Source organism: Rathayibacter sp. VKM Ac-2805 (assembly GCF_009834265.1).
GTDB lineage: Bacteria > Actinomycetota > Actinomycetes > Actinomycetales > Microbacteriaceae > Rathayibacter.
In genome coordinates this window covers 1,174,683-1,192,363 of sequence record NZ_CP047185.1, presented here as the reverse complement: position 1 = coordinate 1,192,363, position 17,681 = coordinate 1,174,683, and the positions used below count along the sequence as shown (strand labels likewise).

Genomic DNA, 17,681 nt, shown 5'->3' with positions numbered 1-17,681 from the left:
GTATCCTGACACCCTCGTCCCCTCCCGAAAGGCACTGCTGGTGGAAATCCGTATTGGAATGGTCAACACCCCGCGCGAGCTCAACTTCGAGTCGTCGATGTCCGTGACCGAGGTCGAGAAGACGGTGACCACCGCTCTCGAGGCCGGCACCGCCGTCCTCCGCCTCCGCGACGAGAAGGGCAAGATCTACATCGTCCCTACCGCCACCATCGCCTTCGTCGAGGTCGGCTCCGAGGAGTCGCGCCGCGTCGGCTTCGTCGCCTAGAGCGTCCCGGGCGGACACGTCGTGGAGCTCCTCTTCATCACCCTGTTCGGGGTCCTGATCGGTCTCGCCGCGCGCTACGGGCTGCCGCACCGGCACCTGCACGGCTCCGTGCTGGTCCCGGCGATCGGCGGCCTCGTCGCCGCAGTCGTCTGGGTCGCGCTGACCTGGGCGGGCCTGCCGTGGGACGGCGGCCTGATCTGGGTCCTGTCCCTCGTCGCGACCGCCGTGGTCGTCGTCCCGGTCGGCCTCTCGCTCGGGCGCAGCCGCGCCCGCCGCGACGAGGCCTCCCTGCAGGCGATGCTCTCGGGACGCGTCGCCCCCTGATCCGAGCCGGAGGCGCGGGAGTCCTCGGACTTCCGCGCCTCCGTCGTTCCGGATTCCGGGGCAGTGCGACGCCGGGAACCGTCAGGCCGTGAGCCCCAGCGCGTCCATCCGGCGCGTGTGCGAGGCGATGAGCTCGGTGAACACCGGCTCGATCCGCGACTCGTCGGAGTCGTGGTTGCCCGACCCCATCAGCGCGGAGCGCGCCACGAGGAGGGTGTCGCCCACCAGGCGGCGGCCCCAGACGGCCAGGCGCGAGCCCAGGCGCTCGTCCGCGGCGATCTCGCGGCGGAGGATCGCGATCACGCCGTCGACGCCCGTGTCCGCGCCGAGCGTCTGCGCGATGCGCGGCCCCACGTCGGTGGGCAGCCCGCCGGTGAGGCGGATGAAGAAGTCGTCGAGCAGGCCCGCCGTGATGTACGCCGAGAGCAGCGTCTCGTGGAGGTCCGCACCGCGGGTGAGCCGCTCGAAGGTGTCGATCGCGGGACGGAACGGAGTCATGGCCTCGCCGGGCTCCACGTCGCGGCGGCGCAGCTCGGCGACGACCGCGTGGTGCTTCGCGAGCGCCGTGCCGGCGGCGGAGGAGATGGCCTCCTTGTCCGCGAGGTCGTCGGTCTCGGCGACGGCGCGCGCCAGCACCTCGAACACCGCGAGCTGGAGGTAGGCGACCTGGCCGAGGTAGGGCAGCACCTCGGGGGTGAGGTCGGCGAGGTCGACGCGGTCGCGCTTCTGGCTCGACTCCCCGCGGGGCGTCAGGCGGGGCACCTCGAGCAGGGGACGTCGACGTCGGAACCAGGCAGCCATTTCCTCAGCATAGGGCGCCGGAGGAGCGGGGTTCCGGGGCCGGCGGGGCCGGGAGCAGTAGACTCGCCGGGATGTCACCGGCGCTGGATCGGTGACCCTGCGCCCGGAGTCGTACAGGGGCGTAGACCGTTCGACACGACAGGCGCTTCACTCCGTGACTTTCTCCGATCTGAACATCGACGACGACATCGTCGCCGCACTCGCCGCCAAGGGCATCCTCGAGCCGTTCCCCATCCAGGAGCAGACGATCCCCCTGGCCCTGCAGAAGCAGGACATCATCGGCCAGGCCAAGACCGGCACCGGCAAGACCTTCGGCTTCGGCCTCCCCCTCATCCAGGCCCTCGGCACCGACCCGGAGCCGGGCGTCAAGGCGCTCATCGTCGTCCCGACCCGCGAGCTCGCCGTGCAGGTCACCGAGGACATCGAGCTGGCCGCCTCCAACCGGCCGACCAAGATCGTCTCGATCTACGGCGGCAAGGCCTACGAGGGCCAGATCGAGCAGCTGAAGGCCGGCGCGCAGATCGTCGTCGGCACCCCCGGCCGGCTCCTCGACCTCGCCGGGCAGCGCCTGCTCTCGCTCGCCAACGTGCAGGTGATGGTCCTCGACGAGGCCGACAAGATGCTCGACCTGGGCTTCCTCTCGGACATCGAGAAGCTGTTCGCGCAGACGCCGCCCACCCGCCACACCATGCTCTTCTCGGCGACGATGCCGGGCGCGATCGTCGCGCTCGCGCGCCGCTTCATGAACAAGCCCATCCACATCCGCGCGACCGACCCCGACGAGGGCATCACGCAGGCGAACATCAAGCACATCGTCTACCGGGCGCACTCGCTCGACAAGGACGAGGTCATCGCGCGCATCCTGCAGTCCGAGGGCCGCGGCAAGACCGTCATCTTCACCCGCACGAAGCGCGCCGCGGCCCGCATCGTCGAGGAGCTCAACGACCGCGGCTTCAACGCGGCGGCCGTGCACGGAGACCTCAACCAGGAGCAGCGCGAGCGCGCGATGGCGGCGTTCAAGGCCGGCAAGAAGGACATCCTGATCGCCACCGACGTCGCCGCGCGCGGCATCGACGTGAACGACGTCACCCACGTGATCAACCACACGATCCCGGACGACGACCAGACCTACCTGCACCGCGTCGGCCGCACCGGGCGCGCGGGCAAGACCGGCATCGCGGTGACCTTCGTCGACTGGGAGGACCTGCACAAGTGGGCCCTCATCAACCGGGCGCTGGAGTTCGGCCAGCCCGACCCGGTCGAGACCTACTCGTCGTCGCCGCACCTCTACACCGACCTCGACATCCCCGCGGGGACCAAGGGACGGCTGAAGCCGACCCCGATCCCCGCCGAGGCGAAGGCCGACGCGCGCCCGGACCGGGGCGAGCGCTCCGACCGCGGCGAGCGCTCCGAGCGGGGCGACCGGCCGCCGCGTCGCCGCACCCGCTCCGACTCCGCCGACTCGACCGCTCCGCAGCAGACCGGCCCAGCTCCCTCGAGCGAGAGCAAGGAGCACCACGACGGCAACAGCGAGCCGCGCCGCCGCACCCGGTCGCGCCGCCGCTCGCCGCGCCCCGACGCGCAGGCCTGAGCCTCCGCGCCCCGAGCCCGTCCCCCCGCGATCCGTCGCGGGAGGGCGGGCTCCCGGCGTCTCAGCGGCTCTCCCGCGACTCAGCGGTGTCCCCACGCGACTCAGCGGCTCTCGCCCCTCAGCGGTCACGGTGATCCGGCGGCTCTCCGCCTGTCAGCGGCTCTCCGCGACTCAGCGGGCGGAGGAGCGGATCGCGTCGACGGTCGCGCGCGCGGTCGTGTTCTCGCCCAGGCGGTTGGGCTTGCCCGTGCCGTGGTAGTCGCTCGAGCCCGTGGTGACGAGCGAGTACTGCTCGGCGAGCTCGCGCAGGCGGCGCTTGCCGTCGGCCGTGTTCTCGCGGTGCTCGACCTCGAGGCCGAACAGGCCGGCGTCGACGAGCTGCGGGAGGATCGACTCGACCGCGATCCCGCGGGCGCTCGCGGCCGGGTGCGCGATGACCGGGACCCCGCCCGCCGCGCGGACCAGGCGCACGGCGTCGACCGGGTCGGGCGCGTAGTGCGGGCGGTAGTAGCCGCCGCGCCAGTCGAGGATCCCCGCGAAGGCCGCGGAGCGGTCGGTGGCCAGGCCGCGGGCGACGAGCGCGTCGGCGATGTGCGGACGCCCGATGGTCGTGCCCGGGCTGGTCTGGGCGAGGACGTCGTCCCAGGTGAGGTCGTAGTCGGCCGCGATCGCGGTGACGATCGCCTCCGCGCGGTGCGTGCGGGCCGAGCGGATGCGCGCGGTCTCGGCCACGAGCCCCGGATCCGCCGGATCGACGAGGTACGCGAGGACGTGGACGCTGGCCCAGCCGACGCGGGAGGAGAGCTCCATGCCGGGCAGCAGGTCGATGCCCGCCTCCTCGGCCGCGGCGAGCGCCTCGGCCCAGCCGCCGGTCGTGTCGTGGTCCGTGAGCGCCACTCCGGCGAGCCCGGCCGCGGCCGCGGCCCGCACCAGGACGGCCGGAGCCTCGGTGCCGTCGGAGACGACGGAGTGGGTGTGGAGGTCGTAACGGCCCCCGTCGACATGCATGCGCTCATCGTAGACGCGCCGCCTGCGAGCCCTCCGATGCCCTAGTAGCCTGGGCGGCGATGGGGACGAGACTGGTGAAGACCGCGGTGGCGGTGATCGTGGCGATCGCTCTGCTGGTGGTCGCGGCGCCCGGCTTCTTCGGGATCGCCCGGGAGGCCCCCTTCGCCCAGCTGGTGCCGTTCCGGCTCGCGACGGGCGCGGCGGCCGTCGGGCTCGCCGCTGTCCTGGTCGTGATCGCGGTCCTCGTCGCTCCGGTCAGGCGCCTCGCGCTGGCCCTCGCGGCGCTCGGCGTCGTCTTCGCGCTCGTGCTCGCGGGAGTGCAGGGAGCGCGGGGCTACGACTCCGCCGCTCCGCGCGCCCACCGCCTCGCCGACGTGCGCCTCGCGACCTGGAACGTGCTGCACGACGGCGTGCCCGTCGACACGATCGCCTCGCTCGCCCGGGAGAGCGCGGTCGACGGCATCGCCCTCCTCGAGGTCTCGCAGACGCACGCGCAGGACGTCGTGAACGCGCTCAGCGCCCAGGGGATGTCGATGACCCTCCACTACGCCGGGTCGGGCGCCGACGACGGGGCGGCCCTGCTGCTCTCCCCCTCGCTCGGCGGCTACAGCGTCGACACCGCCGCGGTCGTCACCGGATCGACACCGTCCCTCGTCGCACGCCCCGACACTCTCGAGCGCCCCGTCCTCGCCGCGGTGCACACCATGGCGCCGATCCCCTCGCGCCTCGCGGAGTGGCGGAGCGATCTGCTCTCGGTCTCCGCGCTCTGCTCCGCGGAGGAGGACGTCGTGGTCCTCGGCGATCTGAACTCCACGGTCGACCACTGGACCGGGCTGCCGGGCTCGGCCACGCTGGGCGGCTGCCGCGACGCGGGGACCGTCGCGGGCGGCGCCGCCCTGGGCACCTGGCCGTCCTCGGTCCCGCCCGCGCTCGGCGCCCCGATCGACCACGTCCTCTTCTCCGGACGCTGGGAGGTCTCGGGCTACCAGGTCGTCGACGACCGCGACGACGCCGGGAGCGACCACCGGCCGCTGGTCGTCCAGCTCTCGGTCCGCGGGATGGTGAAGGACGCGTCCTGACGTTCCTCCCCGACGCCGACTCCCCGTCCTCCTCCCCCGCCCGGCCCGTGGCGGCCCCCGCGGCCGTGCGGAGGAGGACAATGGGAGTCATGACGAACACGGAGGAGCGGACCGCCGCTCAGACGCCCGACCCCGCCGCCGCCCCGCGCCCCCGCGCCACCGCGAACCGCTCGACGACCCCCGCCTCCGACCGCTTCCGCGACTTCATCGCGTCCGGCTGGGCCGAGCGGGAGGAGCCGCTGCCTGCTCCGCGCGAGCAGGCGTCCTTCGCCGCCTCCCGCCGCGAGCGCCTCTCCGCGCTGCACACCGGCGTGCGCATCGTCGTCCCGGCGGGCCGCCTCAAGCAGCGCGCGAACGACACCGACTACCCGTTCCGTGCGCACTCGGCCTTCACCTGGCTCACCGGCTGGGGCTCCGACTCCGAGCCCGGCGCGGTGCTCGTCCTCGAGCCCGCCGGGTCCGGCCACAGCGCGACGCTCTACTTCCGCGAGCGCGCGGGCCGCGACTCCGACGAGTTCTACGCCAACCCCGAGATCGGCGAGTTCTGGATCGGGCCGCGTCCGTCGCTCGCGCAGGTCGCGAGCGATCTCGGCCTCGCCACCCGCGGGATCGCCGAGCTCGACGCGGTCCTCGACGCGCACGACGGCGTCCCCCTCGCCGTGCTGCGCGAGGCCGACCCGGCGGTGACCGGCCGTCTCGACGCGGTCGAGGCCGACGAGCGGGCGGACCGCGACGCGGCGCTCGAGCGCGACATCGCCGAGCTCCGCCTGGTCAAGGACGCCTACGAGATCGCCGAGCTGCGCGCCGCCGTCGACGCGACGGGCCGCGGCTTCGAGGACGTCCTCTCCGACCTGCCGCGCATCATCGCCCACGAGAAGGGCGAGCGCCTGATCGAGGGCGTCTTCAACGGACGCGCGCGCGCCGACGGCAACGCGGTCGGCTACGACACCATCGCCGCGGCGGGCCCCCACGCCTGCATCCTGCACTGGACGCGCAACGACGGGCCGGTGCGCCCCGGCCAGCTGGTGCTGCTGGACGCCGGCGTCGAGCAGGACAGCTACTACACCGCCGACATCACGCGCACCTTCCCGGTGGACGGCCGCTACACGGACGCCCAGCGCCAGGTTCACGAGACGGTGCGGGAGGCGGCCGACGCCGCGTTCGCGATCGTCCGACCCGGCATCCGCTTCCGCGAGGTTCACGCCGCGGCGATGGCCGTCATCGCGCGGCGCACCGCCGAGTGGGGCCTGCTGCCGGTCAGCGCCGAGGAGGCGCTCGAGGCCGACAACCAGCAGCACCGCCGCTACATGGTCCACGGCACCAGCCACCACCTCGGGCTCGACGTGCACGACTGCGCCCGGGCACGGCGCGAGATGTACCTCGACGGACTGGTCGAGGAGGGCATGGTCTTCACGATCGAGCCCGGCCTCTACTTCCAGCCCGACGACCTCACGGTCCCGGAGGAGCTGCGCGGCATCGGCGTCCGGATCGAGGACGACGTGCTCGTCACCGCCGACGGCGCCGAGAACCTCTCGGCCGGCATCCCGCGCTCGGCCGACGACATCGAGTCGTGGATGGCCCGACTGGCCCGCTGAGCCCGGTCGCCCGCGGGGAGCCCCGGCCGCTCAGGCGGCGAGGGGCAGCGCGAACTCCCCGCGGGCGGCGGCGAGCGCCAGCCCGTCGAGCAGCGTCGCCAGCTGACCGGCGGGAGCGTCCGGGTCCTCGGGGTGCCACTGCACGCCCACGAGGGGGGCCGCGACGTGCTCGACGGCCTCGATCACGCCGTCCTCCGCCCGGGCGACGACCCGCAGCCCCGGAGCGAGCAGGTCGACCGCCTGGTGGTGCGCGCTCTGCACCGCGAGCGCCTCGGACCCGAAGAGCCCGCCGAGCACGGAGCCCGCCGCGAGCCCGACCTCGTGCCGGTGCATGCGCTGGTGAGCGGGGGCCGCCGCGTTGACGTGCTCCGCCTCCGGACCCAGGTCCTGCACCAGCGTGCCGCCGAGCGCGACGTTGACGATCTGCAGGCCGCGGCAGATGCCCAGCAGCGGGGTCCGGCGGGCCAGTGCCCGGTGCACCAGCGCGATCTGGGCGGCATCCGCGCGCTCCGCGTGGGGGCCCTCGGCCGGGTAGCCGCGGTCGGCGCCGTACTGCTCGGGAGCGATGTCCTCGCCGCCCGCGAGGACGAGGGCGTCCGCCCCCGCCGTGCGCGCCAGCAGCTCCTCCGTGCCCAGCTCCTCGGCGGCGAAGCGCTCCGCCCGCCAGCCGCGCTCGTGCGCGAGGGCGAGGATGCGGCCGTTCAGGATCTGCACGTAGGCGTGGTACTCCTCGCGGCCCGGTCGCACGCGGGCGACCTCGACGATGGCGAGCGAGCGGGTCATGACTCCATCCTGGGCACGCCGCCGCCGCCGGTCGAACCGCCGTGTCACGCGGTGTCACACTCCGGCCGTACGATCACGGAGTGACCTCGCCGAGCCCGTCCCTCCCGGAGCGCGTGCAGCAGGCGCGCTCCGAGGTCTCCGTCCTCGCCGGGACCACTCCCGAGCGCCGGGTCCGACCGCTGCGCGAGGCCGTCGAGCACGTCGCCGCCGGCGGCTCCCCCGATCCCGGCGCCCTGCTCGACGCGGTCGACTCGCTGGTCGGGCTCGTGACCCGCGCCGAGGTGCAGCTGAGCGGCGTCGAGCGCTCCGTGCGGGACGACCTGGAGCGGGCCGCCACCCTCTCGGACCTGCGCACCTCGGCGCAGCTCGCCTCCGCCGCCGACGTGGCCGTCGCGTGCGCCGCGGCACGGTCGCTCCTCCTCGACGCCGACGACGCCCGGTCGGCCGGCGCCCGCCACGATCCTGCCGCGCTGCTGGTCCTGCTGCTCGACGCCGACTCCGCTCTGGACGCCGTCGTCTCCGGATACCGCGAGCCGCGCGCCCAGGCCGAGCGCCAGCTCCTGCTGTTCGAGGCGGCGCGCACCGCGGCCCGGCTCGGCGCCGAGTCGGTGCTGCTCCTGGCCGCCGTGCACGGCGAGCGCATCACCGCGGCACCCCGGATCCTCGCCGAGGAGACGCTCGGGCAGCTGGACACCGCGGTGCGCCGTGCGGCAGGCGATCCGGCCGGCGCTCTGGACGAGGCCCGCGCCGCCGCCGACCGCGCCCGCTCCGCGCTCGACGAGGCCCTGGTCGACCTCGACGGCGCACCCTCGTCGCTCCGCCCAGCAGCCGTTCCCGGAGGCCTGCCCGCGGCCTGAGCACGCAGGCACCCGGCACCGGCGCGCGTGCCATAGTGAGGGACATGGCCTCCTTCCTCGTCGTCCCCCAGTGGCAGGGCTCGGCGTCGACGCGCGCGATGCGCCTCGTCGACGGAGCCGAGGCGATCCGGGGCGATCTGCCCTCCTCCGCCACCACGACCCTCGACATCCCCGCCGAGGCGGGCGACGCCCAGGACACCGGCATCCGCCGCTACGCCTCGGTCGCCACCGTCGCCGAGCGGGTGCGCGAGGCCCTCTCGGGCCGCACCGGTCCCGTGATCACGATCGGCGGCGACTGCGGCGTCGAGTTCGCGGCGATCGGGCACGCCGTGCGCTCGGCACCGGGCCCGGTCGCGCTGGTCTGGCTCGACGCCCACCCGGACGCGCACACTCCCGAGTCCTCCCCCAGCGGCGCCTTCTGCGGCATGGTCCTCTCGGCCGCGCTCGGACGCGGCGTCGGCCTCCTGAGCGCGGGCGCCGAGGAGCGGGTGGCCGACGAGCGCGTCGTCCTCGCCGGTGTCCGCTCCGCCGACGACGGCGAGCTCGAGCCGCTGGTCGAGCGGGGGGCCGCGGTGCTGCCCGCAGACGCCCTCGACCCGGAGTCGCTCGTCGCGGCGGTCGAGGCGACCGGTGCCGCCTCCGTCTACGTGCACCTCGACCTGGACGTGCTCGACCCCGCCGACCTCGCCGGGCTGTTCGACCCTGTGCCCTTCGGCGTGCCCGCCTCGCGCCTCGTCGCGAGCCTCGACGCCCTCCGGTCCCGCTTCCCGCTCGCGGGCGCCGGCGTCACCTCGTTCGCCCCGTCGTCGCCGACGGCGGCCGAGGACGACCTGCCCACGATCCTCCGCCTCCTCGGCGCTCTGTCCCGCGGGGCCTGAGAGAGCCCTGCCATCGGCGCGCAAGCCCGAGCGCGTGTCGGCGGCACCCGGCAAGATGGTCGGACGCGACCGAGCGGAGGAACGATGAGCGACGAGAGACCGCGCGTGCGCACCGAGCGGCGCGGGACCGTGCTCGCGATCGTGCTGGACCGGCCCGAGAAGCGCAACGCCGCCGATCTGCGGCTGCTCGCGGAGCTGGCGTCCGCGTACGGCGAGCTCGACCGCGACCCGGAGCTGCGCGCCGGCGTCGTCCTCGCCGAGGGCGGGCACTTCACGGCCGGGCTCGACCTCGCCGACATCGGGCCCCGCCTGGGCTCCGGCGGCCTCGACTTCGTGCCCGAGGGCGGGCTCGACCCCTGGGGCCTGCGCACCCGCCCCGTGAGCAAGCCGGTGGTCATCGGCCTCCAGGGCACCTGCCTCACGCTCGGCATCGAGCTCGCGCTCGCGAGCGACGTCGTCCTCGCCGAGCGGTCCACCCGCTTCGGCCAGATCGAGGTCGCCCGCGGCATCCTGCCCTTCGGCGGAGCGACGCTGCGCTTCCCCCGCGCCGTCGGCTGGGGCGACGCGATGCGCTGGATCCTCACCGGCGACCTCTTCGATGCCGAGGAGGCCCACCGCATCGGCCTCGTGCAGCAGGTCGTCCCCGACGGAACGGTCGCCGAGGCGGCCTGGGCGCTGGCCGCTCGTATCGCCGCGCAGGCGCCGCTCGCCGTGCAGGCCGCCCTGGCCAGTGCCCGGCTCGCGGTCGCCGCGTCCGACGCCGAGGCCGCGGCCGCGCTCCCCGGGGCGCTCGCGCGTCTCGCGGCGTCCGAGGACGCGCGCATCGGCACCGAGGCCTTCCTCCAGCGCACGACGGCGGAGTTCACCGGACGATGAGCGACGAGAGCACCACCGTCACGGCGCCCGGCGGCTCCTCCCTCGAGGCGCAGCAGGAGCGCGCCGCGCAGCAGCTCGAGATCCGGCTCCGCTACGGCGACCAGGTGTGGGAGCTGCGCGAGGTCGACCACTTCGCCGTCTTCTCCCGCCGCAGCACCGCACGACGGGCCGGGCGCGTCCTCGTGGCCTCCGGCTTCCAGATCGCGATCTCGCGGCTGAGGCTGAGGCAGGTCCTCGTCGCGAGCCACCACGCCGCGGTCGACGAGGAGTCGACCACCGCGTTCCTCCGCCAGGTGATCGAGGCGGTCGAGAGCCACGGCGGCCGCTACGACGGCTGGCGGGCCGAGATCGTGCCGGCGCATTGAGCGCCGGGCACCCACCGACGACGGGGCTCGACGCCTCCGAGAACCCCAGGGAGACAGCATGAGCAGCACGACGGACGAGTTCGACGTCATCGTCATCGGAGCAGGGCCGGTGGGCGAGAATCTCGCCGACCGCGCGGTCCAGGGCGGCCTCACCGCCGCCGTCGTCGAGAGCGAGCTCGTCGGGGGCGAGTGCTCCTACTGGGCGTGCATGCCCTCGAAGGCGCTGCTGCGGCCGCCGATGGCGCTCCGCGCCGCCCGTGATCTCCCCGGCGCGGCGCAGGCGGTGAGCGGAGGAGTCGACGTGCCCGCGCTCCTGGCCCGCCGCGACTCCTTCACCAGCCACTTCGACGACCACGGCCAGGTGCAGTGGCTCGAGGGCGCCGGCATCGAGCTCGTCCGCGGGCACGGCCGCCTGAGCGGCGAGCGCGAGGTGACCGTGACCGGACCCGACGGCGAGGTGCGCGTGCTCCGCGCCCGCTCCGCCGTCGCCGTCGCGACCGGCACCACCGCCGTCGTCCCCGACATCCCTGGCCTGCGCGCGGCATCCCCCTGGACGAGCCGCGAGGCCACCTCGGCCGAGGAGGTGCCGCCGCGCCTCGTCGTCATCGGCGGCGGAGTCGTCGCGACCGAGATGGCGACCGCCTACGCCGGCATGGGCTCCTCCGTCACGCTCGTCGCCCGCAGCGGACTCCTCGCGCCGTTCGAGCCCTTCGCCGGCGAGCTCGTCGGCTCGGCGCTCCAGGAGCTCGGCGTCGACCTGCGCCTCGGCGACTCGCCCGTCTCGGTCGAGCGCCGGTCCGACGGCACCGTGGCGGTGACGCTCGAGGGCGGCGACGTCATCGAGGCCGACCAGGTGCTCGCCGCGACCGGCCGCGCCCCGCACACCCGCGACGTCGGCCTCGAGACGGTGGGCCTCGAGCCCGGCTCCTCGCTGACGGTCGACGACACGATGCTCGTGCTGGGCGGCGACGGTGCTCCCCTCGGCGGCGGGCGTCCGTGGCTCTACGGGGTCGGCGACGTGAACCACCGCGCACTGCTCACGCACCAGGGCAAGTACCAGGCCCGTGCGGCCGGCGACGTGATCGTCGCGCGCGCCACCGGTGCCGAGGTCCACGACGCCCCCTGGGGAGCGCACGTCGCGACCGCGGACCACGAGGCCGTGCCGCAGGTCGTCTTCACCGACCCCGAGGTCGCGTCGGTCGGCCTGACCGCCGCGGCCGCCGAGAAGGCCGGCTACCGCACCCGCGTCGTCGACTACGAGATCGGCTCGGTCGCCGGCGCCGCCCTCGCCGCCGACGGCTACACGGGCACCGCGCGGATGGTCGTGGACGAGGACCGGAAGGTCGTCCTCGGCGTCACCTTCGTCGGCAAGGAGGTCGGCGAGCTGATCCACTCCGCGACGATCGCCGTCGTCGGCGAGGTGCCGCTCTCGCGCCTCTGGCATGCGGTCCCCTCCTATCCGACGATCAGCGAGGTCTGGCTGCGGCTGCTCGAGACCTACGGACGCGACAGCGCGTGAGCGCGCTCCGTCGAGCCGTCGCGACGGTGGCCCTGGATCCGGCGATCACCCGGCCGGGCTACCTCTTCGCGTGCGCGGTCGGCCTCGCCTGGGGCGCGCTGTGGAGCACGGGCCCGATCCGGCGCAGCCACGGCCTCGTCGTCTTCACCGGTCTGCCCTCCTGGGCGTTCGGCCGCGGGGGGTCCTGCGTCGGCACGAGCTACCTCACGGGCACCAACGTCTCCGACAGCGTCCTCGAGCACGAGGCCGTGCACAAGGAGCAGTGGCGGCTCTACGGGATGTGGTTCCCGTTCGCGTACACGGTGGCGGGTCGCGACCCGCTGCGCAATCGATTCGAGATCGAAGCCGGTCTCGAGAAGGGCGGATATCTCCGTGGTCACTGACATGACGGGGCGCGTCGTCGTCCTCACCGGAGCGAGCTCCGGCATCGGCCGGGTCGCGGCGGGAGCGCTGGCGTCCGCCGGTGCCCGCGTGGCCGTGGTCGGGCGGAACCCCGAGCGCACCCGCGCGGTCGCCGCCGACGTGGGAGGCGACGCGTTCCTGGCCGACTTCGACCGGCTCGACGACGTCCGCGCCCTGGCCGACGGCCTCCTCGAGCGCTACGAGCGGATCGACGTGCTGGCGAACAACGCGGGCGGGCTCGTCTCCCACCGCGCCGAGACGGTCGACGGCCACGAGCGGACGATCCAGAGCAACCACCTCGCGCCGTTCCTGCTCACGCGGCTCCTGCTCCCGCGGATGATCGAGACCTCGAGGGAGCGGGCCGGCGTCCGCGTCGTCTCCACGGCGAGCCTCGCGAACCGCTTCGGTCGCCTGAGGCTCGACGACCTCGACAACCGCCGCGGTCCGTGGCACGGCGGCTGGCGGGCGTACGGCACGTCGAAGCTGGTGACGATCCTCTTCATCCGCGAGCTGGCGGAGCGCCTGCTGACGACGTCGGTCGACGCGTACTCGTTCCACCCGGGCGTCGTCTCGACGAGCTTCGGTGCCGACAGCACGATGATGAAGCTGATGACGAGCCTCTCGGTCGGCTCCTTCGGCATCTCCGCCGAGGCGGGTGCGGTGCCGCTGATCACCCTCGCCTCCGAGCCCGACGTCGGTGCCGCCAGCGGCACCTACTTCGACCAGCTGACACCGCACGGCTCCCTGAACCCCCAGGCCCGAGACCGCGCTCTCGCCCACGACCTCTGGACTCTCTCCAGCCGCCTCGTGGGCGTCTCCCCCACCCTGTAGCCCGCTGCCGCTCCCCGCCGCCGCCGACTCGGCGCGGGGCGGCGCGGAGTACCCGACCCGCTCGCCGGGAGGATCTCGACACACCCTCTCCGAGGGCTGCCCGATCAGCAGGTCTGTGCGCGGTCGCCCGACTCGGTGTGTGCCCGCGAGCTTCTCGATCAGCCGCGGGATCGGACGTGCGTGGATCTCGATACTCCCTCTCCGAGGGCTATCCGATCAGCAGGTCCGGGCGCGGTCGCCCGACTCGCCAGGCACCCGAGGACCGCTCGATCGCGCGCGAAGTCCGCCGGGAGTGGATCTCGAGACGCCCTCTGCGAGGTCCACTCGATCAGCATCGTCCCCCGCGGTCGCGCCCCTGGCGCGCCGTCCCCGCGGCCGCGCCCCCGGCGCGCCGTCCCCCGCGGCCGCGCCTCCGGCGCGCCGATCCTCTACGAGCAGCGCCCGGAGCGTCGCAGGGCGTCGTTCTGCAAGGCGGAGGAGGAAGCGATACCGGCGGTATCGCGCCCGACGACAACGCCGCAGAACGTCGCCCTGCGGCGCTCCGGGTCAGTTGGACTCTTGGCGGCCGAGGCGCCAGTACCCCATGAACGCCACCCGCTTCCGGTCGAGTCCGAGCTCGGTGACGAGGCAGCGGCGGATCAGCTTCACGGCGCCGGCTTCTCCGGCGATCCAGGCGTAGAGGCCGGGGTCGGTGCTCTCGTCGGGGACCTCCCAGAGCATCTCGTGGTCGACGTCGATATCGCTGACGTCGACGCCGCGGTGGTGGGCGGTGAGGAAGCGGGTGGCCCAGGCGCGGACCGCGTCGCCGAGGGCCGCTCCGGGGGCTGCCGCGTCGGCGCGGACGATCCAGGTGACGTGGACGCCGGCGGGGTGGCGGAGCAGGAGGCGGTCGTGGGCGGTGGGGACCTCGAGGAACGCGGCTCCGGTGGCGTCGTCGTCGAGGCTCTCGAGGATCGCGGCGATGGCGGGGACGGCCGTCTCGTCGCCGGCGAGGAGGAGGGAGGTGGCGGCGCCGGGGTGGAACTCGACTCCGCCGCCGGGGAGGTCGGAGCGCGTGTCGGGCGCGATGATGACGATCTGGTCGCCGGCGCGGGCGCTCTCGACCCAGGCGGAGGCCGGTCCGGTGTCGCCGTGGGCGGCGAAGTCGATGTCGACCTCGGCGTCCTCGGGGCGGACGGCGCGGATGGTGTAGGTGCGGAGCGGGTTCCGGAGCTCGTCGGGGAGCTGTCGCCAGCGGCCGTACCAGTCGGGGTCGAGTCCGTCGGGTCCGTCGGGGTCCGAGACGGAGGCGAGGAAGGCGGGGGCGTCGGAGGCGGCGGTGGGGACGACGAGCTTGATGCGCTGGTCGGGGCCGGTGCAGCCGACGTGGTCGAGGCCGGTGCCGGTGAGGGTCACGCGGATGAAGTGCGGGGCGATCCGGGTCGCTGCGGCGACGGTCGCGAGGTACGGCCGGTAGGCCGGTCGGGCGGGGGCGGCGGTCGTCGGAGGCATCGCCTCAGTCTCGCACAGAAGGTAAGCCTTGCCTAACACTCAGCCGGGACGCCCGGCGGACGGTCAGCGCGCGGCGTGCTCGGCGGAGGTGCGCAGGCGCGCCTCCACGTCGGCGGCGAGCTCGGCGACGACGGGGCCGGCCCCGCCGATCCAGGCGCAGAAGTCGTGGCGCCCGTCGGCCCACGGGTAGTCGCCGTCGACGACCGACATCTCGCCGACCCAGGCCCGGACCGCGCGGTCGAGCGCGACTCCGCGGGAGCAGCGCTCACCGGTGCCGGGGGCGCCCGAGCGCTCGGAGCGGCCGAGCCAGGTGACGCAGACCCGTCCGGGGGCGGCGAGCGGCGGCAGTCCGCGCGCGTCGTCGACCTCGACGAAGACCTGGCCGCGGGCGTTCGCGGGGAGGGCGTCGAGGATGCTCTGGATCCACGGCACGACGGTCTCGTCGCCCGCGATCAGGAACTGCTTCACGTCGACCGGCGCGGAGCCGTCGCGGTCCTCGAACATGCACATCGTGTTCGAGTATAGGCAAGGCTTACCTCAGTGACCAGAGCCGTACCCTGACCATCCGCCGTGCGGCCGCGCCCGGACCCGTCACGACTGCGGCCTCCCCCGTCACCACTGCGGCGGGTGCCGCCTCTGCCAGCGCGCCCGCCGCTCGAGCTGTGCGCCGATCGCCAGCAGCGTCGCCTCGCCGCCGGGTCGCCCGATCAGCTGGACTCCCATCGGCAGGCCCTCCTCCGTGGTACTCAGCGGAAGAGTGATCGCGGGGAGGCCGCTCACGTTCACGAAGGACGTGTACGGCGTGTAGAGGCACTGCTGCTCGAAATTGCGCTCGGGATCCTCGAGGTCGTACCAGCCGACGGGACGCGGCGTCATCGCCAGCGACGGCGTCAGGACCGCGTCGACGCCGGAGAACGCCGCGATCACCGCGCGCTCGTAGCCCGAGAGCCAGGACGCCGCCTCGACGATCTCGCGGGCGGAGCGCCGGCGTCCCTCCTCCACCAGCCAGCGGGTCAGCGGCTCCAGCAGATCGAGGTCCGCGCCCTCGACGGGCAGGGTCGCCGCGCCGCTCTGCCACAGCGTCCGGAACGCGGCGGGGTACGGGGCGCTCGGGGGCAGCGACGCCTCCTCGAGCCCGTGGCCGAGGGCGGCCAGCGCGGCGATCCCCTCGTCCAGCGCGGCGCGCGCCTCCGGAGCGAGAGCGATCTCGTACTCCTCGTCCCAGGGCGAGTCCGTGAGCACGCCGATCTGGAAGCGCCCCTCTCCGCGCACCGCGGCGCCGAGGAACGAGCCGTCGCCGTCGCCGGGCGCGCCGAGCGACCAGCGCTGCGGGAGGCGGCCGTTCGTCCGCTCCAGCATGCCCTCGAGCAGGAGGCCCGCGTCGGCGACCGAGCGGGTGATCGGCCCGGCGACCGTCAGGCCGCCGACCCCGCCGATGCCGGAGAGCGCGGCGACGCGTCCGCGGGAGGGCTTCAGTCCTACCAGGCCGCAGGCTGCGGCGGGGATGCGGATGGACCCGCCGCCGTCCGAGGCGGGGGCGAACGGCAGCAGTCCCGCGGCGACGGCGACCGCCGCTCCTCCGCTGGATCCGCCGGCCCCGAGGCGGGTGTCCCAGGGCGTGACGGCGGGCGGGCCGATCAGCGTCTCGGTGTAGGAGGGCATCCCGAACTCGGGCGCCGCGGTCTTGCCGAGGCTGACCGCTCCCGCCGCATCGAGCACCTCGACGATCTCGTCGGAGGCGGTGGGCACGTGGTGCTCGCGCAGCCGCGATCCGAATGCGGTCCGCACGCCCGCGCGCCGCCAGAGGTCCTTGTCGCCGCTCGGCAGGCCCCAGAGCGGAGCGGTTCCGGGCCCGGTGCCGAGCGCTGATGCCCGCTCCCGCGCCCGATCGGCGGTCACCGTGGCGAAGGCGCCCAGCTCCCGGTTCCAGCGCTCGATCCGGGCGAGGTAGTGATCGGCGAGCTCGAGAGGCGTGACCTCTCCGCGCTGCAGCCAGTCCCACTGCTCCTGGGCGCTGAGGTGGTGGAGTTCGAACATGGAACGACCCTATTCCGCCGCTCCGGGGAGCCGGCGGAACAGGGTCGTGGGGGTCAGGCCGCCCGGCGGCCGCTCTCGCTCGCCTCGTCGATGCCCTTCCGGGCGCCGTCGGGCACCACGGTGTCGCGGTCGATGCGGGCGCCGGTCGCGATCACGGCCGAGCGTCCGATGCGGGAGTAGCTCCCGATCCGCGCCCCCGGTCCGATGATCGCCTCGGGCCCGACGTGCACGTTCGCGCCGATGAAGGCGCTGTGCCCGATCATGGCGTCGCGGTCGACCCAGCTGCCCGCGCCGATCCAGGCGCGCTCGCCCACGGTCGCGCCGGGCTCCACGTAGGCGCCGGTCTCCACGTACGCGGTCGCCGAGACGCGCGATCCGGGAGCGACCATGCCGCGTCCGTTCGCGTGGCGGCGGTAGACGATCTCGTCGTCACTTCCGCGCGCCCCTCGACCCTTGTTCATCCCTGTTCCTGCCATCTGCCTCTGGCTCCTCCGAGCTGTCCGGTGGGCGGGGCGCCGAGCCCCGTCCCGTCATCGGTAGACAACAGCGGCGAGCGCCCGCGCATTCCCCGTTCGGGGGGCGCTGGCGCGGGGTGGAGGCGGGGCGGCGGGCGGAGCGGAGAGCGGGCGGCGGAGCGGACCCGCGCGGGCGTCCCCGGAGCGTCACTCCACCGCGTCGGCGACCGCGGTCACGACCGCGCGGAACCGGTCCGGCGCCTCGCGGATCCGCCGCCGGAGGACGACCCCGGCGAGCGCCGACGAGGCGGGTGCGGCGATCAGCTCGCACTCGACCCGGGCCCCCTCCTCGTCCGCCAGGACCCGCCACTGCTCGACGCCGAGCACGGGGAGTCGGCGCTCGAGCCCGCTCCCCCGCCGCTCGTAGGCGCCGTCGGCGGCGAGGACGTCCGCGAGGGCGGCGAGCACCGGGGCGGGGTCGGCGTGGAGGACGGAGGCGAGGGCGAGGAGGCTGCGCACGGCGG

At 74.6% G+C, this 17,681-nt stretch carries 20 protein-coding genes; 12 read left to right on the top strand and 8 right to left on the bottom strand.

Annotated elements, in window-relative coordinates:
• Positions 1-40: 40 nt before the first annotated feature.
• The gene (locus GSU40_RS05515; protein WP_104224841.1) at positions 41-265 is read left to right on the top strand and encodes a DUF3107 domain-containing protein; all 225 of its coding nucleotides are present in this window, start codon (positions 41-43) and stop codon (positions 263-265) included.
• Positions 266-286: 21 nt separating this feature from the next.
• Complete coding sequence (locus GSU40_RS05510) at positions 287-589, top strand: hypothetical protein (RefSeq protein ID WP_104226942.1); 303 nt, start codon at positions 287-289, stop codon at positions 587-589.
• Between the two features lie 81 nt (positions 590-670).
• Here the strand turns inward: GSU40_RS05510 and GSU40_RS05505 are convergent, their stop codons facing one another.
• Positions 671-1,390 (bottom strand): ferritin-like fold-containing protein, encoded by a 720-nt coding sequence (locus GSU40_RS05505; protein ID WP_104224843.1) that lies wholly within the window; start codon positions 1,388-1,390, stop codon positions 671-673.
• 154 nt (positions 1,391-1,544) lie between these two features.
• On the opposite strand from GSU40_RS05505, the gene GSU40_RS05500 reads away from it, so the two are divergent.
• On the top strand, positions 1,545-2,981 hold the full coding sequence (locus tag GSU40_RS05500; RefSeq protein WP_104224844.1) for a DEAD/DEAH box helicase: 1,437 nt from the start codon (positions 1,545-1,547) through the stop codon (positions 2,979-2,981).
• A 171-nt stretch (positions 2,982-3,152) separates the two neighbouring features.
• On the opposite strand, the gene GSU40_RS05495 is transcribed toward GSU40_RS05500, so the two are convergent.
• Positions 3,153-3,989 (bottom strand): PHP domain-containing protein, encoded by an 837-nt coding sequence (locus GSU40_RS05495; protein ID WP_104224845.1) that lies wholly within the window; start codon positions 3,987-3,989, stop codon positions 3,153-3,155.
• A 59-nt stretch (positions 3,990-4,048) separates the two neighbouring features.
• Here GSU40_RS05495 and GSU40_RS05490 point away from each other — a divergent pair, with 59 nt between their 5' ends.
• A complete protein-coding gene (locus GSU40_RS05490) occupies positions 4,049-5,068 on the top strand; it encodes an endonuclease/exonuclease/phosphatase family protein (protein ID WP_160034014.1) in 1,020 nt (339 codons plus the stop codon).
• Positions 5,069-5,157: 89 nt separating this feature from the next.
• Entirely contained in the window at positions 5,158-6,663 is a 1,506-nt protein-coding gene (locus GSU40_RS05485; RefSeq protein WP_244229609.1) for an aminopeptidase P family protein, read from the top strand.
• 30 nt (positions 6,664-6,693) lie between these two features.
• On the opposite strand, the gene GSU40_RS05480 is transcribed toward GSU40_RS05485, so the two are convergent.
• On the bottom strand, positions 6,694-7,446 hold the full coding sequence (locus GSU40_RS05480; RefSeq protein ID WP_104225036.1) for a gamma-glutamyl-gamma-aminobutyrate hydrolase family protein: 753 nt from the start codon (positions 7,444-7,446) through the stop codon (positions 6,694-6,696).
• A gap of 80 nt (positions 7,447-7,526) precedes the next feature.
• Between GSU40_RS05480 and GSU40_RS05475 the strand changes: the two genes are divergently transcribed.
• The 7 genes from GSU40_RS05475 to GSU40_RS05445 all read left to right on the top strand — a co-directional run bounded on the left by GSU40_RS05475 (position 7,527) and on the right by GSU40_RS05445 (position 13,174).
• On the top strand, positions 7,527-8,303 hold the full coding sequence (locus GSU40_RS05475) for a hypothetical protein (RefSeq protein WP_160034010.1): 777 nt from the start codon (positions 7,527-7,529) through the stop codon (positions 8,301-8,303).
• Between the two features lie 44 nt (positions 8,304-8,347).
• On the top strand, positions 8,348-9,181 hold the full coding sequence (locus GSU40_RS05470) for an arginase family protein (protein ID WP_104346577.1): 834 nt from the start codon (positions 8,348-8,350) through the stop codon (positions 9,179-9,181).
• An 84-nt stretch (positions 9,182-9,265) separates the two neighbouring features.
• Positions 9,266-10,057 carry a crotonase/enoyl-CoA hydratase family protein gene (locus tag GSU40_RS05465; RefSeq protein ID WP_160034008.1) on the top strand — a complete coding sequence of 264 codons (792 nt, stop codon included), beginning with the start codon at positions 9,266-9,268 and terminating at the stop codon, positions 10,055-10,057.
• Complete coding sequence (locus tag GSU40_RS05460) at positions 10,054-10,422, top strand: ribonuclease E inhibitor RraB (RefSeq protein WP_104225032.1); 369 nt, start codon at positions 10,054-10,056, stop codon at positions 10,420-10,422. The genes GSU40_RS05465 and GSU40_RS05460 overlap by 4 nt, the downstream gene beginning before the upstream one ends.
• 58 nt (positions 10,423-10,480) lie before the next feature.
• Positions 10,481-11,941, top strand: coding sequence for an NAD(P)/FAD-dependent oxidoreductase (locus tag GSU40_RS05455; RefSeq protein ID WP_104225031.1), 1,461 nt, complete (start codon positions 10,481-10,483; stop codon positions 11,939-11,941).
• On the top strand, positions 11,938-12,324 hold the full coding sequence (locus tag GSU40_RS05450; protein ID WP_104227423.1) for a Fe-S oxidoreductase: 387 nt from the start codon (positions 11,938-11,940) through the stop codon (positions 12,322-12,324). Before GSU40_RS05455 ends, GSU40_RS05450 begins: the two co-directional genes overlap by 4 nt.
• Complete coding sequence (locus GSU40_RS05445; RefSeq protein ID WP_244229608.1) at positions 12,314-13,174, top strand: SDR family NAD(P)-dependent oxidoreductase; 861 nt, start codon at positions 12,314-12,316, stop codon at positions 13,172-13,174. Before GSU40_RS05450 ends, GSU40_RS05445 begins: the two co-directional genes overlap by 11 nt.
• A gap of 546 nt (positions 13,175-13,720) precedes the next feature.
• Here GSU40_RS05445 and GSU40_RS05440 read toward each other — a convergent pair.
• The 5 genes from GSU40_RS05440 to GSU40_RS05420 form a co-directional block, all read right to left on the bottom strand.
• The gene (locus GSU40_RS05440; protein WP_160034006.1) at positions 13,721-14,665 is read right to left on the bottom strand and encodes a siderophore-interacting protein; all 945 of its coding nucleotides are present in this window, start codon (positions 14,663-14,665) and stop codon (positions 13,721-13,723) included.
• Between the two features lie 63 nt (positions 14,666-14,728).
• On the bottom strand, positions 14,729-15,169 hold the full coding sequence (locus tag GSU40_RS05435) for an SIP domain-containing protein (RefSeq protein WP_160034004.1): 441 nt from the start codon (positions 15,167-15,169) through the stop codon (positions 14,729-14,731).
• Between the two features lie 108 nt (positions 15,170-15,277).
• On the bottom strand, positions 15,278-16,702 hold the full coding sequence (locus GSU40_RS05430; protein WP_160034002.1) for an amidase: 1,425 nt from the start codon (positions 16,700-16,702) through the stop codon (positions 15,278-15,280).
• Between the two features lie 53 nt (positions 16,703-16,755).
• Positions 16,756-17,163, bottom strand: a complete 408-nt coding sequence (locus GSU40_RS05425) for a transferase (protein WP_104334124.1) — start codon at positions 17,161-17,163, stop codon at positions 16,756-16,758.
• 201 nt (positions 17,164-17,364) lie between these two features.
• Complete coding sequence (locus GSU40_RS05420) at positions 17,365-17,676, bottom strand: hypothetical protein (RefSeq protein WP_160034000.1); 312 nt, start codon at positions 17,674-17,676, stop codon at positions 17,365-17,367.
• Between the last annotated feature and the right edge of the window lie 5 nt (positions 17,677-17,681).

Coding starts and splice junctions, on each gene's coding strand:
- GSU40_RS05430 (WP_160034002.1), bottom strand. CDS start 16,702: ATGTTCGAACTCCACCACCTCAGCGCCCAGGAGCAGTGGGACTGGCTG.
- GSU40_RS05455 (WP_104225031.1), top strand. CDS start 10,481: ATGAGCAGCACGACGGACGAGTTCGACGTCATCGTCATCGGAGCAGGG.
- GSU40_RS05490 (WP_160034014.1), top strand. CDS start 4,049: ATGGGGACGAGACTGGTGAAGACCGCGGTGGCGGTGATCGTGGCGATC.
- GSU40_RS05460 (WP_104225032.1), top strand. CDS start 10,054: ATGAGCGACGAGAGCACCACCGTCACGGCGCCCGGCGGCTCCTCCCTC.
- GSU40_RS05465 (WP_160034008.1), top strand. CDS start 9,266: ATGAGCGACGAGAGACCGCGCGTGCGCACCGAGCGGCGCGGGACCGTG.
- GSU40_RS05480 (WP_104225036.1), bottom strand. CDS start 7,446: ATGACCCGCTCGCTCGCCATCGTCGAGGTCGCCCGCGTGCGACCGGGC.
- GSU40_RS05495 (WP_104224845.1), bottom strand. CDS start 3,989: ATGCATGTCGACGGGGGCCGTTACGACCTCCACACCCACTCCGTCGTC.
- GSU40_RS05435 (WP_160034004.1), bottom strand. CDS start 15,169: ATGTTCGAGGACCGCGACGGCTCCGCGCCGGTCGACGTGAAGCAGTTC.
- GSU40_RS05470 (WP_104346577.1), top strand. CDS start 8,348: ATGGCCTCCTTCCTCGTCGTCCCCCAGTGGCAGGGCTCGGCGTCGACG.
- GSU40_RS05505 (WP_104224843.1), bottom strand. CDS start 1,390: ATGGCTGCCTGGTTCCGACGTCGACGTCCCCTGCTCGAGGTGCCCCGC.
- GSU40_RS05425 (WP_104334124.1), bottom strand. CDS start 17,163: ATGAACAAGGGTCGAGGGGCGCGCGGAAGTGACGACGAGATCGTCTAC.
- GSU40_RS05485 (WP_244229609.1), top strand. CDS start 5,158: ATGACGAACACGGAGGAGCGGACCGCCGCTCAGACGCCCGACCCCGCC.
- GSU40_RS05440 (WP_160034006.1), bottom strand. CDS start 14,665: ATGCCTCCGACGACCGCCGCCCCCGCCCGACCGGCCTACCGGCCGTAC.